This window comes from Spirillospora sp. CA-142024, from assembly GCF_050942325.1.
In the GTDB taxonomy this organism is placed as follows: domain Bacteria; phylum Actinomycetota; class Actinomycetes; order Streptosporangiales; family Streptosporangiaceae; genus Spirillospora.
In genome coordinates this window covers 193398-207039 of the sequence record NZ_CP192077.1, presented here as the reverse complement: position 1 = coordinate 207039, position 13642 = coordinate 193398, and the positions used below count along the sequence as shown (strand labels likewise).

The following is a 13642-nucleotide window of genomic DNA, read 5'->3' as shown; positions in this document are numbered from 1 at the left end:
ACGGCGATCGCGGCGTGGTCCGGCGGCGCGCGGTCTCGCGCGTCCAGTGCTTGGCCAGCAGCCGGCGGGCGACGCCGTACAGCCAGAGCCGTGCGCCGTCGTCCGCCGGGACATCGTCCAGCCGCCTCCAGGCGACGGTGAACACCTCCGCGACGACGTCGGCGGCGTCCTCCGGGGAGGAGCAGCGACGCAGCACGTAGCCGAGGATCGGCTCGTACGTCGCCATGTAGAGGGCCTCGAATCTGGCCGTTCGGTCACCCATCGATGGCATGGTCTTCCAGTTGCCGCATGGAGCTCTCCTTCCGAGGGATCACCCCATACGCGCCGGAAAGGCCGTGGACGTTACACCGAAGCGCGCCCGCTTGGAAGTGGATGCTCCAGACGCGGGATGCGGGCGAGGACCGGGAGTGGGGTCAGCCCGTAGGCGTAGTAGTCGACGGCGTCTGCGCCGTTCTTGCGGGCCGCGGTGACCTTGGCCGCGAGGTGGTCGGCCGAAGTGGTGTCGGGGTGGCCTGGGCGCAGGACGGCTCGGAGGGCCGGTCCGGGGCCGAGAGCCTTCCGGTAGGCGGCGACGTCTTCGGCCACGCGCATCGTGTCGTGGGCGTAGCAGAGGATCGCGTAGGACGGGACGACCGAGGCCAGCGCGGTCGGGTCGACACCGGTCCGCCAGGCGGAGGCGGCGGCCGGGGCGCCCGCGGGACGCCCGTCCGCGTAGCCAAGAACGGCGCCCGTCAGGTCCACGAACGTCAACCGGGAGCCCTCGGCCGACACGGCTTCGGCGACCTCGGCGGCCAGGGAGGTGACGATCGGCGCACGGGCCTGGGCGTAGGCGGTGAGAACGTCCGGGAGGTCCGAGCGGGGCGGGCCTCCGTCCAAGACGGTGGTCGTCAGGCGCACCGCTTCCGCGCGGGCCTCGGCGGCGTGGGGGATGCGGGCGACGCAGTGCGGGCAGAAGCACAGGCCCAAAGCGAATTCGGCGGCCGGGCCTAGCTCCACGAAGGAGCGCTCGTGGTGGTAGCCGTGACCGAACGTCCCGAAGTGCAGGGATTCCGCGACGACCGACTCGACTCCTTGGCGGGCTATGGCACGGCCCAGGGCAACCGCATAGGCACGGACGTCCGGGTTAGACGGGCACAGGTCGGCGGGCGCGGCACGGTCGCCGAAGCAGTTCTCCTGGGTGACGTCCGGGAGAGCCAGGCCAAGGGTGGTGTTGTGTAGGAAGACCCCCCAGCCGTGCAACGCAACGCCAAGGTCGCGAGTCTCCTCCCGGAGGCTGCGTATGGGTTCCCGGTCGACGCCCCTCTGCACGGGTGGTCTCAGCCGCAGCCCGTCGAAGAGGTCGCCAGGAGGGAGGTGGATCCCGTCGCGGCGGAAGGTGACGCGGGTACGGCCGTGCGGGGTCACGTCTCTTGCGCGGTGGTAGGCGGCGCCGATGGTGATGGACGAGACGCCATGGGAGAGGATCTGCGCGGCGTCCGCGCTGCGCAGATCCTCCACCAGGACATAGAGGGACGAGTCCATCAGCTCGTCTTGTGGGCGACGAAGTCGATCTCGACGAGGATGTTCATCAGGTCGGACCCCACGGTGGTGCGCACCGGGTAGGGCTCGTTGAAGTGCGCCCGGTACACCTCGTCGTAGGCGGCGAAATCGCGGTGCAGCTCTTGCAGGTGGACGGTCGACTTCACCACGTCGTCCAAGGTCAGGCCGTGCTCGCCGAGGATCGCGGTCAGGTTGGCGAGGACCTGCCGGGTCTGCGTGGCGACGTCCCTGCCGACGGTCTCGCCGGTCTTCGGATCGATCGGTCCCATTCCGGACGTGTACACGAAATCGCCGACCACGAGCCCCTGCGAGTAGGTGCCGAGGGGCGCGGGTGCGTCCGGACTGCGGAGTTCACGCTTGCTCATATCTGTCTCCTTCAGCGGGTGACGTTGTCTTCGGCGGCTTTCAGAAGGTCCAGGTCGGCGCGGCTCGGCAGGCCCTCCCAGTCACCGCGGACGGTGACGCCGTACGCGCCGGCGGCCGTGGCGGTGGCCAGCCGGGCGGCGACGGGAAGGCCGCGGACGAACTCGGCCAGGTATCCGGCGGCGAACGCGTCCCCCGCACCGACCGGGTCGACGACCGGGACGCGGTGGGCGGGCTGGACGTGCAGGCGCCCGTCACAGAACGCCACGGCCCCGGCGGCTCCCCGTTTGACCAGGACCTCGCGCGGGCCGAGCGCGGCCAGACCGGTCGCGAGCCCGGTGGGGTCTTCGCCGGGAACGACCAGCCGCGCCTCCTGCTCGGTCGCGAACACCAGGTCGGCGCGCTTGACCAGGGTGTGCAGGCATTCTCCGGCCTCCGCGGGCGTCCACAGCGCAGCGCGGTAGTTGAGGTCGAGCGAAACCGGCACGCCCGCGTCCCGTGCCGTCTCGATGGCGTCGTCCAGGGCCTGGCGGGCCGTGTCGCCGATCGCGGCGGTGATGCCGGTGACGTGCAGGACGCGGGCGGAGCGGATCAGGTCGTGCGGGACGTCGGCGGGGCTCAGCCGGGAGCCGGCGCTGCCCGTCCGGTAGTACTGGACGCGGGTCAGCGTCCCCGACCGGTGCTCCTTGAACAGCAGCGCGGTCGGCGCGGTCTCGTCCACCACCGTGTGGCCGAGGCGGACGCCCTCCCCGGCGAGCGCGGTGGTGATCAGCCTGCCGAACTCGTCGTCGCCGACGCGGCCGAACCAGGCGGCGGTCCCGCCGAGGCGGCAGAGGCCGATCGCCGTGTTCGACTCGGCGCCGGCGATGCCGAGGTCGAGTGAGCGGGCATGCCGCAACGGCCCGGTGACCGGGTTCTCCAGCCGCGCCATGGTCTCGCCGAACGTGACGAGGTCGACCGTCATCGGGCGGCCTCCACGGCGGCGAGAAGGAGGCCTGCCCGTTCGGCCAGGGCGTCGAGCGAGCCGCCCTCGAGGGCGTCGCCGATCAGGGAGCCGCCCGCGCCGACGGCCCACGCGCCCGACGCGATGTAGTCGGCGGCGTCACCGGGCCCGATGCCGCCCGTCGGCAGCAGCGGGACGTCCCGGAACGGATCCCCGAGGGCACGCAGGTAGCCCGGGCCGAACACGCTCGCCGGGAAGATCTTGACGGCGGTCGCGCCGAGATCCCAGGCGCGGGCGACCTCGCTCGGCGTGAGGGCGCCCGGATAGTAGGCGACGCCCTGGTCGCGGGCCACGGCGGCGACCTCCTCGCTCGCGTCGGGGGCGACGAGGAAGGACGCGCCCGCGGCGAGGGCGGCCTTTGCGTCAGCCGGGGTCCGGACCGTCCCGGCGCCGAGTTCGACGTCCGCGGAAAGCCGGTCCAGGGCCGCGCCGAGGGCGTCCAGGGCGCCCGGGGTGTTCAGGGTGATCTCCAGGCAGCGGACGCCGGCGGCGACCAGGGTGTCCAGGACGTCGGCGACGCGGTCGGCGCGGGTGCCGCGCACGACCGCGACCACTCCGGTCGCCGTCAGCGCGGCGCCCGGAGCCATGCGGGGGGTCATCGGGCGTCCTCTCAGAAGTAGGTGCGGATCAGGTCGGTGACCGTGTGGTCGTCGTCCACGACGGGGATGACCTGCCATTTGTCGAAGGCCGTGCACGGGTGGGAGATGCCGAAGCAGATCAGGTCGCCGGGACGCGGCGACGGGTCGCCGAAGGCCACGTAGGCGTGGTGGTCGTTGGTGTCGGTGACGCGCATGCCGTCCGCGGGGAGGATCGTGCCGTCCGTCCTCCGCAGCCGGAGCGGGACGGGCAGGCCCGCGTCGTAGGGCGCCTCCCGCTTGCCCATCCCGACGATCGCGAGGCCGGGCTCCGGGACGGAGGTGACCTGCGCCCAGATCTCCAGCGCCGCGTCCAGCGATCCGGGCACGCGGTTGAACGGCGTCTTCCTCGTGTAGAGACCGTCGTCGTGGGACACGTAGGCGCCGCTGCGCAGGATGACGGTGAGGTCGTGGCCGGGCAGCCAGTCGCCCGCGAGCCGCTCGGCGACCTGGTCGAAGTAGGCGCTGCCGCCCGCCGTGACGACGACGGCGCGGGGGAGCAGCGGGGACAGTTCGGTCGTCGCGTCGCGGAGCGCCTGGAGGTAGGCGGCGGCGGACGCGACGTCCGGCAGCCCGCCCTCGTATCCGGCGACCCCGGCGAGCTCGGTGCCGGGCGCGGCGGCGACGGCGCGGGCGACCCCCGCCAGCTCCTCGACGGTGCGGCAGCCGGTGCGCCCGTCGCGGTGGCCGAGCTCGACCAGCACCCGGAACGGACGTTCGCCGGCCGCGGCGGAGATCGCGGCGACGCCCTCCGGCGAGTCCGCGTACAGCAGGAACTCCATGCCGCGGTCGATCTCGCCGCCGAGCCAGCGGAGTGCGGTCGGGTCGAGCAACTCGTTGGCCAGCAGGATCCGGGGGACGCCGAACGTCCGGTAGGCGAGGACCTGGTTCGCGGTCGCGGCGGTGATGCCCCACGCGCCCGCGTCCAGCTGGGCCTGGAAGAGCGAGGGGGCCATGGACGTCTTGCCGTGCGGCGCGAACGCCAGCCCGTGCTCGCCGCAGAAGGCCGCGAGCGCGGCGACGTTGTGCTCCAGCGCCGACCGCCGCGCCACCATGACCGGCCAGGTGAACGGGCCGCCGAACAGCGGGTGCCGGGCGGCGGCGAACTCGTCCAGCGGGACGGGCCGCGGCTGCCACAGGCCCTTCGTCCGCCAGTCGACGTGCTCGCTGGGAATGGTGAGGCTCACGGCTGGTTCCCTTCTTCGCTTCGGCGGCGGCGCGGCCGGGACGAGCCGAGCACCCGGGACACCTCCAGCGCCGCCCGCTCGACCATCGGCCCCACCTCCCGGACCCGCGCCGGCGTCATCCGGGACGTCAGCCCGGACACGCTCAGCGCCCCCGCGGCCCGATCGGTGTGGTCGAAGATCGGCGCGGCGACGCAGCGCACCTCCGGCTCGTTCTCCCGGTCGTCGACGGCGTACCCGGACAGGCGTACCCGTTCCAGCTCGGCGGCCAGCCGCGCCGGGTCGGTGATCGTGCGCTCGGTGCGCCGCGGCATGCCGGCCGCGACGACGGTCTGGAAGTCGTCCTCGCCGAGCCAGGCGAGGATGGCCTTGCCGACGGCCGTCCGGTAGGCGGGAATCCGCATCCCGACACGCGACGCCATCCGGACGTTGTGCTCGTTCTCCACCTTGTCGATGTAGACGACGTCGGGGGCGTCGTAGACGACGAGGTGGCAGGTCTCCCCCACGACATGCTGGAGGCGGCGCAGCGGGTCGGCGGCGACCGACCGCATGTCCAGCGACGACAGGTACGCCTGCCCCAGCCGCAGCGCGCCGTGCCCGAGCCGGAACCAGCCGGTCTCGCGGTCCCGGGTGAGCAGGTCGCCGTCGATGAGCGGCTGCGCGAGCCGCAGCACGGTGCTCTTGCTGATGCCGAGGTCGTCGGCGACGCGGGTCAGCGAGACGCCCCGGGAGTCGGCGTTGTCGCGGACGTGGTCGAGCACCGCGAGCGCGCGGCGCAGCGACGACGACTGGTTGCGGGGCTTGGCGTCTTCGGTGGTCATGTCGTGCTCCCCGGAAGCAGGCCGCGGCTCAGGACGTCCCGCGCGGCTCTCAGATGACGTCCCGCACGGGCGAGTGAGATCTCATGATGGCCCGGCAGCAGCATGCCGATCTCCAGCGCGGCGAGCCGCTCCAGGCTCGCCGCGTATTCGGGGACGCGCGAATCGTGGAGGTTCTGCAGCGAGATGCGCCCGCCGGTGAACACGCAGTCGCCGGAGAACAGCGCCGTCCCTTCGGGCGCCTCCAGCAGGTAGCAGGTGTGCCCGTCCGCGTGCCCGGGCGTGGCGACCGCATGCAGAACGACGCCTCCGCCGAGGTCGATCCGCTCCCCGTCCGCGATGGGACGAACGGTCGGGCACGCCGCGAACTCGTACGCCCCGGGGTAGACCCCGGCCGCCTTGCCGCGATCGACGCTGAGCATCTCCTCGGCCCCGGACGCGATCCATTCATCCGCCGGTGCCCCCGCCCGGACGGCGAGCCCCTCGACGTGCCGCGCGATCTCGGCGGCTCCGCCCGCGTGGTCGGCGTGCCCGTGGGTGAGCAGCAGATGCCGCTCTCCGGCGGGCCCGGCCGCCGCGAGCAACCGCCGCGCGAACGACGCGGCGGAGACTCCGGCCCCCGCGTCGATCAGCGCCGCACCCCGCGACCCGCGCACGAGATACACGTGGCAGTCCAGCGGATCGGTCAGATCGAACCCCGCCGAGCCACTGCCGACGAGCTCGACATGCTGCGTCAGCCTCATGCCGTCCCCCCGTCGAGGGAGCGGACGGTGTCGGCGACCAGGCGGGCGGCGAGGTCCACGTCGGCGAGCGCGACCGACTCGCCGGCGGAGTGGGCGTCCGCGATCGAGCCGGGGCCGAAGACGACCGAGGGGATGCCGGCGCGGGCGAGTTTGCTGGCGTCGGTGCCGAACGGCATGCCGTGGACGGTCGCCGGTCGTCCCGCCGCCGACAGTGCCGCGCACAGGGCGGCGGGCACCGGGCTGGTGGCGGGGGTGTCGAGGGCGTGGTCGACGGTGAACGGCTCGTCCACCTCGATACGGCCGAGCGCGCCGAGTTCGGCGCGGTCGCGGCGCCACACGTCCAAGGGGTCCTCGCCGGGGAGGGTGCGGCGGTCGACGTCGATCTCGCAGCGGCCGGGGACGGTGTTCGGGCCTTCGCCGCCCCGCACCCGGGTGACGCAGCGGGTCGCGGGCCCCAGCAGCGGATGTGGCGGGACGTCCGGCGAAGTGCGGTCGATGTGGTCGATCACGCGGGCCATGAGGGTGACGGCGTTGACGGCCTCGTCCGGGCGGGAGCTGTGCCCGGCCCTTCCCAGCGTCCGGACGGTGTAGCGGACGCAGCCCTTGTGCGCCGTGGCCGGAGCCAGCCCGGTCGGCTCGCCCACGACGGCGCCCGCGACCGGGACGCCGGCGAGATCGGAGATCAGGCCGAGGACGCCCTGGTAGGCGTGCTCCTCGTCCACCACGCCGGCGAGGACGACCCCGGCGTCCGGCGGGTCGGCCGCGAGCTCGGCCGCCGCCAGCATGAACGCCGCGAGAGGGCCCTTGGCGTCGCATGCGCCGCGCCCGTACAGGCGGCCGTCCCGGATCGTCCCGGCGAACGGGTCGACCGTCATGCCGGTGGTCTCGACCGTGTCCAGGTGCGATTCGAGGAGCACCATGCGCGGGCCGCGGCCCGGCACGGTCGCGATGACGTTGGGACGTCCCGGCAGCACCTCCCGCAGCTCGGCCCGCACACCGTGGTCGGCGAGCCAGCCCCGGACGTGTTCGGCGACCGCCGCCTCGCCGAACCCCGGGCCGGAACCGGCGCGCGGGTTGACGCTGGCGATGCCGACCATCGCCCGCAGCAGTTCCCCCGACGCCGCCATCAGGACCGCCGTTCCCGCGCGTAGGCGAGCAGCAGCGCGATGATGAGCAGCCCGAGCATGATCTGCCGGACGCCCTCGGACATGTTCCACGCGGCCAGCAGCGCGGTCAGCAGGGTCAGCAGCAGCGCGCCGGCGACGGTCCCGAGCACGTGCCCGCGCCCGCCGAGGATGGACGTCCCGCCCAGCACCACCGACGCGATCGACAGCAGCTGGTACGGATTGCCCATCGTGAGCGAACTGGTGGACGTGAACCCGAGCAGCACCAGCCCGGACACCCCGGCGAGCAGCGCGCACGTCCCGTAGGCGACGAACGTGGTGCGCGCGAGAGGCACCCCGGACGCACGCGAAGCCCGCTCACCGTTGCCGAGCGCGAACACGTACCGTCCGACCCGGGAGGCGTGCAGCAGCCAGGCGGCGACCGCGGTGATGGCGATCCACAGGACGAACGCGAGCGGCACGCCCACGGCGCGGTCGTTCGCCAGCGACGCCAGCAGCGGTACCTTCGCCGACTTCGGCGACCCGTTGGTGTAGACGAGCAGCGCGCCGGCGACGATCGTGCCGGTGGCCAGCGTCATCACCATCGGCGGCACCCGCAGCCAGGTCACCCCGGCGGCGTTGGCGACCCCGACGAGGACGCTCGCCGCGAGCGCGGCGGCGACCCCCGCGGGCCCGCCCGAGCCGGACGCCACCTGCGCGCACACCACCGCCGACAGCGCGACGACCCCGGACACCGACAGGTCGATCCCGCTCATCATGATCACGAGGGTCTGGCCGACGGCGACGATGCCGAGGAAGGCGGCGGTCTGCACGAGGTAGCGGACGCTGGAGACGCTGTCGAACCCCTTGGCGAACAGGATCGCGGCGATCCAGGTCACGATCAGCACACCGAACGCCCAGGCGGCGCGGTCGCCGCGCAGCGTCCCTGCCAGCCGGTGGCGCAGGGCGCCCGCGGCATGCGGTAGCCCGGTCATCAGTCCGTCCTCTCCCGGGTCGCGAAGGTCTTGACGGCGATCGCCACGATCAGCACCGCGCCCTGCATGATCAGCTGGTAGAACGGCGACAGGCCGGTGAACAGCAGCAGGTTGGTCAGCAGGCCGATCAGCAGCGCGGCCAGGACGGTCGCGCGCATCTGCCCGACGCCGCCGAAGAAGCTGACCCCGGCGAGCACCGACGCGGCGATCGAGTTCAGCGTGTACGGGGCGCCGATCGTGGCGTCCCCCGACCCGGTCTGGACGGCGAGGCCGATGCCCGCGAGACCGACGAAGACACCGGCGAGCGCGTAGGCGGAGATCTTCACCTTGCGGGTGGCGATGCCGCTGGCGTAGGCGCCGTGCTCGTTGCCGCCGACCGCGTACAGGGACAGCCCGAACCGGGTCGTCCGCACGATCTTCCAGAGCACCAGGACCAGGACGACCGCCACGAACGGCAGCGCGACGCCGTTCCAGCCGTTGTTGTAGGCCTTGACCAGGCCGGACGGGACGCTGCCGCCCGGCTTCGGCAGCACCACGAGCGTGACGCCTCCCCACAGGAAGGATGCCGCCAGCGTCACGATGATCGGCGGCAGCCCCGCATGGGCGACGAGCACGCCGTTCGCGGCCCCGGTCGCGGCGGCGGCCGCGAGCGCGAGGACGGCGGCGAGCACGACGCCGTGCTCGGCGCGGACGGCGAACACCGCCATCGCGAGCGCCAGCACCGAGCCGAGCGACAGGTCGATGCCGCCGGCCAGCATGACCGTGCTCTGTGCCATCGCGGCGAGGATCAGCGGCAGGAACTGCGCCGACAGGATCGTGATGGACGCGGGGGTGAACAGCCCGGAGTCGTAGTGGCTGTATGCGGCGAGCAGGACGATCAGCAGCGCGCCGAGGCCGGCCACGTCCAGATTGCCGCGCAGGACGCCGGCGAGGCGGTCAGGCATGCGCCACCGTCCCGGTCACGGAGGCGCGGACCAGCCGCTCCTCGGTGAGGTCGCCGCCCGACAGCCGGTCCACGACCGCGCCCTCGTACATGACGGCGACCTCGTCGCACAGGCCGACCAGTTCCATGGTGTCCCCCGAGGTGACCAGCACCGCCACGCCGCCGTCGGCCAGCCGGCGGAGCAGGTGGTAGATCTCGCGCTTTGTGCCGACGTCGATGCCGCGGGTGGGCTCGGCCAGCAGCAGGATCCGCGGCTCGGACGGCAGCCAGCGGGCCAGCGCGACCTTCTGCTGGTTGCCTCCGGACAGCCGGCGCGCCTCCTGCTCCGGCCCGGCCGCCTTGATCCGCATCCGCTCGACCAGGTCGGCGACAAGCGTCGCCTCGGCGCGGCGGTCGACGGTGGTGAGCCGCCGGGCGGGCGCCACGATGCCGAGGTTGGTGAGGGACAGGTTGGCCCGGACGGTCTGCGCCACGTGCAGTCCCTCGACCTTGCGGTCCTCCGGGACGTAGGCGATGCGGGCGCGGATCGCCTCGCGCGGGGACGCCAGCCGCGCGGGACGTCCGGTCAGCTCGATCCGCCCGGTGTGCCGGACGAGCCCGAACAGCGCGCGCAGCACCGCCCGCTGCCCCTGGCCTTGGAGCCCGCCGAGCCCGAGGATCCGCCCGGGTCGCAGGTCGAGGTCGACGCCGGCGCACGCAGCGGGAACGGTCAGCCCCCGCACACTGAGCACCGGCTTGCCCGCCGTCCCGGCCTTCGGCGGGAACAGATCGGACAGCTCCCGTCCGATCATCAGACGCACGATGTCGTCGTGATCGGTCTCCGCCCGCTCCCGGGTCGCCATGACCTCGCCGTCCTTGAGGACGGTCAGCCGGTCGGCGACGGCGAACAGCTCGCTCATCCGGTGGCTGACGATGACGACGGACGACCCCGCCTCGCGCAGCTCGTCCACGACCTTGAAGACGCCGTCGACCTGGTCGTCGTCCAGGGCGGACGTGGCCTCGTCCAGGATCAGCAGCCGCGGGCCGGAGGCGAGCGCCTTGGCCAGCTCGACGAGCTGCTGCTGCCCGAGCGGGAGGCGTCCCGCCCGGGTCAGCGGGTCGACGCGCAGGCCGACGCGTTCCAGCAGCGGCCGGGCGCGCCGGGCGAGGTCGCGGCGCAGGACCAGGCCGCGCCGCGACGGCCACTGGCCGAGGAACACGTTCTCGGCGACGGTCTGGTGCGGGTTGAGGCTGAGCTCCTGGTGCACCGAGCCGATCCCGGCGGCCCGAGCGCGGTGCGGAGACCAGGCCGCGACCGCGTCCCCCGCGGAGGGACGGCCCCCCGCACCTCTCGGGAACCGCACGGGGCGGCCGCCGTAGACCACCCGCCCGGCGTCGGGCGCCAGCAGTCCCGTGATGAGCGACAGGACGGTGCTCTTGCCCGCGCCGTTCTCGCCCACGAGGGCGAGCACCTCACCGGCGCGGACGTCGAAGCTCACCTCGTGCAGCACCCGGTTGCCCGCGAAGGACTTCGAGACCCGCTCGACGGCCAGGAGCGTCATCGCTACTTGCCGATCAGCTTGTCGATCTCGGACTGCGGAAGCGCCGGGATCGGATAGGAGTCGTCGGGCTGGTCCGGCTTGACGTACTGGTCCAGGTTCTCGTCGGTGATCTTGGGCAGCGGGACGGTGATCTGGTTCGGCACCGACGCGCCGCCGGCCTTCGCGACCGCCGCGCGGAGCGCGATCACGCCGAGGTAGTTCGGCTGGGCGGTCGACAGCGAGGAGAACCCGCCGGACTCGTGCTCCTTCCACAGCTTGAGGAACCCGTTGTAGTTCTCACCGGTGATCGGGACGAGCTTCTTCTTCTGCTTGACGAGCGTCTGCAGCGCGGCCGCCGACAGCGCCCCGCCCTGGGAGAAGACGCCGTCGATGCCGGGGTTCGCGGAGTACGCCGAGGCGAACGCCTGCGCGGCCGGCGCCAGGTTGTACTCGCTGTGCACGTTGGCGACGATCTTGATGCCCGGGTACTTCTTCAGCGCCTCCTCGGCGCCCTGCCAGCGCTCCTCGCTGACCGCGACCCCGGCCGGGCCGTTGAACGCGATGATCTTGCCCTTGCCGGCCAGCCTGTCACCGAGCCACTGGCCCATCATCCGGCCCCACTCCTTCTGGTCGGTGCCGACCCGCACGACCTTTCCGGAGGTGACCAGGCTGTCGAAGTTCACGACCGTGATGCCCGCGTCGACGGCCTGCTCCAGCGCGGGGTTCAGCGCCGTGGACGACCCCGCGTCCACGATGATCACGTCGTACTTCTGCTGGATCATCGCCCGGATCTGCGCGATCTGCTGGGAGGTGTCGCCGTTGGCGTTGAAGACCTGGTAGTCGGCGATCTCGCCTTCCTGCTTCAGCTTCGCGACGTCGTCCTTCATCATCTTGTCGGTCTGCTGCATCCACGACGGGGTCAGGTAGATCGTGGACCAGCCCACCTTGAGGGCCTTGGACTTACCGGCGCCGCCGGGCGAGGCTTCGGTGCCGGAGTCGACACCGCACGCGGCGGTGGCGGCCAGCGTGCCGAGCGCCGTGACGGCCACGACGGCGCGCGTGAACCTACCGATCATGGGGGGACTCCTTGTGCTGGTCCGGAGCCCGGGGCGGGCTCCGGCGAACGGGGCGGGGGGTGATCAGGCGGGTCTCAGGACCCGTCCCGGCGGCTCTCCGGGCGTCGCGAGGACGCCGCCGGCGAGGACGGGAACGCCGTTGACGACGACGTGCTCGACGCCCTCGGCGGGCACCCGGGGTTGCTCGTAGGTGGCTCGGTCGGTGACGGTGGCGGGGTCCACCACGACGAGGTCGGCGGCGTACCCGGCCTCGACGCGGCCCCGGCCGGTGAGCCGGAACCGGTCCGCGGCGCGTCCGGCGAGGTGGGTGGCGGCCTGCTCCCACGTCCAGTCGCCGAGGTCGCGGACGTGCCGGCCCAGCAGCCGCGCGAACGCGCCCCAGCCCCGCGGGTGCGGGTGCCCGCCCTGGTAGATGGCGTCGGAGCCGGACATCTGGGCGGGGTGCCGCAGCAGTGCCCGCACCGACTCCTCGCTGTTGGTCGGCGGCTGCCCGAACACGCAGCCCGCCTCCAGGCGGGTGGCCACGAGCAGGTCGCAGCAGAACTCGCCGGGGGCCCTCCCGGCCTGCTCCGCCGCGTCCGGCAGGCTCATCCCCTCGGCCCACCGGAACTCGGCGGCGGGGACGTGCGACAGCGTGATGCGCGGCCACACCTCGGCGCGGTGCGCGAACCAGTCGCGCTCCAGCCTTTCCCGGACGGACGGGTCCGCGAGTTCTTCAAGCGTGGCGTCAAGGTCGGCGACCGGCAGCCAGCCGGGCAGCGTGACGAGGGTCAGCGTGCTGGATCCCCGCAGGTAGGGGTAGTTGTCGAAGGTCAGGTCGATGCCTTCGGCGTGCGCGTTGTCCACGAGCGGCAGCAGGTCGTCCTTGGGCCCGTGGTAGTGCGAGACATGCGGGGCGACGCGTCCGGCCCGGGCGATCTCCAGCACCTCGGCCATCGCCGTGACGGCCGCCGACTCGTACCCGCGCATGTGCGTGACGTAGGGCAGCCCGGCCGCCCCGACCGGCGCGCACAGTGCCGCGATCTCGGTGGCGTCGGCGTAGGCGCCCGGCACGTACTCAAGGCCGGTGGACAGCCCGGCCGCGCCCTCCGACAGCCCCCGCTCGACCTGCGCGCGCATCGCCGCCAGCTCACCGGGCTCGGGCGCGCGCCGCGCCGTCCCCATGACGCCGTGCCGGATCGTTCCGTGGGGAAGGAGGTAGACGGTGTTGAGCGGCGTCTTCCGGTCATATCCGGCGAGCAGTTCGGCGACCGAGACGGGCCCGTCGCCGAGGGCCGGATGGGTGCCGTTGACCGGTGCGAAGTACCGGCTGACGTACCGGAGCGTCTCCGCGCTCGCCGGCGCGTAGGACAGGCCGTCCTGCCCGAGGACGAACGTGGTGACGCCCTGCCGCAGAGCGGCGAGCTGCACGTCCGCGTCGAACACGGCAGCGTCGCCGTGCACGTGGGTGTCGATGAAGCCCGGCATGACGTACCGGCCGACGGCGTCGATCTCCGTGGCCGCCTGCACGCCGTCCATGGGGTCCACCGCCGAGATCCGGCCCGCGGTGACGGCCACGTCCGCGCGGCGCCCGGGGGCACCGGTGCCGTCCAGCACCGTCCCTCCGCGAACCAGCAGATCGTACATCGGACCTCATTCGCCTCAACGAGCACGTAACCGGACTTCTGCGCCGGTAGTCGTGGAGGCTATGGCGAGAACCGAGCGCGGCACCAGATTTGCA

General features: G+C 73.0%; 13 protein-coding genes and 1 pseudogene. All 14 read right to left on the bottom strand.

The genetic code is table 11. The features are described from left to right. Positions 1-91 precede the first annotated feature (91 nt). Positions 92-226: pseudogene (locus ACQPZP_RS01040) on the bottom strand (RNA polymerase subunit sigma-24); the annotation flags it as partial. Positions 227-342: 116 nt separating this feature from the next. Further along, positions 343-1521, bottom strand: coding sequence for a hypothetical protein (locus ACQPZP_RS01035; protein ID WP_433475726.1), 1179 nt, complete (start codon positions 1519-1521; stop codon positions 343-345). Beyond that, positions 1521-1904, bottom strand: coding sequence for a RidA family protein (locus tag ACQPZP_RS01030; RefSeq protein ID WP_433475725.1), 384 nt, complete (start codon positions 1902-1904; stop codon positions 1521-1523). Before ACQPZP_RS01030 ends, ACQPZP_RS01035 begins: the two co-directional genes overlap by 1 nt. Before the next feature lie 11 nt (positions 1905-1915). After that, positions 1916-2866 carry a sugar kinase gene (locus ACQPZP_RS01025; RefSeq protein ID WP_433475724.1) on the bottom strand — a complete coding sequence of 317 codons (951 nt, stop codon included), beginning with the start codon at positions 2864-2866 and terminating at the stop codon, positions 1916-1918. Beyond that, positions 2863-3504, bottom strand: coding sequence for a bifunctional 4-hydroxy-2-oxoglutarate aldolase/2-dehydro-3-deoxy-phosphogluconate aldolase (locus tag ACQPZP_RS01020; RefSeq protein ID WP_433475723.1), 642 nt, complete (start codon positions 3502-3504; stop codon positions 2863-2865). Before ACQPZP_RS01020 ends, ACQPZP_RS01025 begins: the two co-directional genes overlap by 4 nt. 11 nt (positions 3505-3515) lie before the next feature. After that, positions 3516-4727: an alanine racemase gene (locus ACQPZP_RS01015; RefSeq protein WP_433475722.1), complete on the bottom strand. Its 1212-nt coding sequence runs from the start codon at positions 4725-4727 to the stop codon at positions 3516-3518. After that, positions 4724-5545, bottom strand: a complete 822-nt coding sequence (locus ACQPZP_RS01010; protein WP_433475721.1) for an IclR family transcriptional regulator — start codon at positions 5543-5545, stop codon at positions 4724-4726. The genes ACQPZP_RS01015 and ACQPZP_RS01010 overlap by 4 nt, the downstream gene beginning before the upstream one ends. After that, positions 5542-6285, bottom strand: coding sequence for an MBL fold metallo-hydrolase (locus tag ACQPZP_RS01005; protein WP_433475720.1), 744 nt, complete (start codon positions 6283-6285; stop codon positions 5542-5544). Before ACQPZP_RS01005 ends, ACQPZP_RS01010 begins: the two co-directional genes overlap by 4 nt. After that, complete coding sequence (locus ACQPZP_RS01000; RefSeq protein ID WP_433475719.1) at positions 6282-7412, bottom strand: M20 family metallopeptidase; 1131 nt, start codon at positions 7410-7412, stop codon at positions 6282-6284. The genes ACQPZP_RS01005 and ACQPZP_RS01000 overlap by 4 nt, the downstream gene beginning before the upstream one ends. Next, positions 7412-8383: an ABC transporter permease gene (locus ACQPZP_RS00995; protein ID WP_433475718.1), complete on the bottom strand. Its 972-nt coding sequence runs from the start codon at positions 8381-8383 to the stop codon at positions 7412-7414. Before ACQPZP_RS00995 ends, ACQPZP_RS01000 begins: the two co-directional genes overlap by 1 nt. Further along, the gene (locus ACQPZP_RS00990; protein ID WP_433475717.1) at positions 8383-9327 is read right to left on the bottom strand and encodes an ABC transporter permease; all 945 of its coding nucleotides are present in this window, start codon (positions 9325-9327) and stop codon (positions 8383-8385) included. Before ACQPZP_RS00990 ends, ACQPZP_RS00995 begins: the two co-directional genes overlap by 1 nt. Further along, a complete protein-coding gene (locus tag ACQPZP_RS00985; protein WP_433475716.1) occupies positions 9320-10867 on the bottom strand; it encodes a sugar ABC transporter ATP-binding protein in 1548 nt (515 codons plus the stop codon). The genes ACQPZP_RS00990 and ACQPZP_RS00985 overlap by 8 nt, the downstream gene beginning before the upstream one ends. Before the next feature lie 2 nt (positions 10868-10869). After that, complete coding sequence (locus ACQPZP_RS00980; RefSeq protein ID WP_433475715.1) at positions 10870-11922, bottom strand: ABC transporter substrate-binding protein; 1053 nt, start codon at positions 11920-11922, stop codon at positions 10870-10872. A 63-nt stretch (positions 11923-11985) separates the two neighbouring features. Then, positions 11986-13548, bottom strand: coding sequence for an N-acyl-D-amino-acid deacylase family protein (locus ACQPZP_RS00975; protein WP_433475714.1), 1563 nt, complete (start codon positions 13546-13548; stop codon positions 11986-11988). Positions 13549-13642: the final 94 nt, after the last annotated feature.

Excerpts from the sequence above, each read along its gene's own strand:
- ACQPZP_RS01035 (WP_433475726.1), bottom strand. The coding sequence starts at position 1,521 with ATGGACTCGTCCCTCTATGTCCTGGTGGAGGATCTGCGCAGCGCGGAC.
- ACQPZP_RS01030 (WP_433475725.1), bottom strand. The coding sequence starts at position 1,904 with ATGAGCAAGCGTGAACTCCGCAGTCCGGACGCACCCGCGCCCCTCGGC.
- ACQPZP_RS01025 (WP_433475724.1), bottom strand. The coding sequence starts at position 2,866 with ATGACGGTCGACCTCGTCACGTTCGGCGAGACCATGGCGCGGCTGGAG.
- ACQPZP_RS01020 (WP_433475723.1), bottom strand. The coding sequence starts at position 3,504 with ATGACCCCCCGCATGGCTCCGGGCGCCGCGCTGACGGCGACCGGAGTG.
- ACQPZP_RS01010 (WP_433475721.1), bottom strand. The coding sequence starts at position 5,545 with ATGACCACCGAAGACGCCAAGCCCCGCAACCAGTCGTCGTCGCTGCGC.
- ACQPZP_RS01005 (WP_433475720.1), bottom strand. The coding sequence starts at position 6,285 with ATGAGGCTGACGCAGCATGTCGAGCTCGTCGGCAGTGGCTCGGCGGGG.
- ACQPZP_RS01000 (WP_433475719.1), bottom strand. The coding sequence starts at position 7,412 with ATGGCGGCGTCGGGGGAACTGCTGCGGGCGATGGTCGGCATCGCCAGC.
- ACQPZP_RS00995 (WP_433475718.1), bottom strand. The coding sequence starts at position 8,383 with ATGACCGGGCTACCGCATGCCGCGGGCGCCCTGCGCCACCGGCTGGCA.
- ACQPZP_RS00990 (WP_433475717.1), bottom strand. The coding sequence starts at position 9,327 with ATGCCTGACCGCCTCGCCGGCGTCCTGCGCGGCAATCTGGACGTGGCC.
- ACQPZP_RS00985 (WP_433475716.1), bottom strand. The coding sequence starts at position 10,867 with ATGACGCTCCTGGCCGTCGAGCGGGTCTCGAAGTCCTTCGCGGGCAAC.
- ACQPZP_RS00980 (WP_433475715.1), bottom strand. The coding sequence starts at position 11,922 with ATGATCGGTAGGTTCACGCGCGCCGTCGTGGCCGTCACGGCGCTCGGC.
- ACQPZP_RS00975 (WP_433475714.1), bottom strand. The coding sequence starts at position 13,548 with ATGTACGATCTGCTGGTTCGCGGAGGGACGGTGCTGGACGGCACCGGT.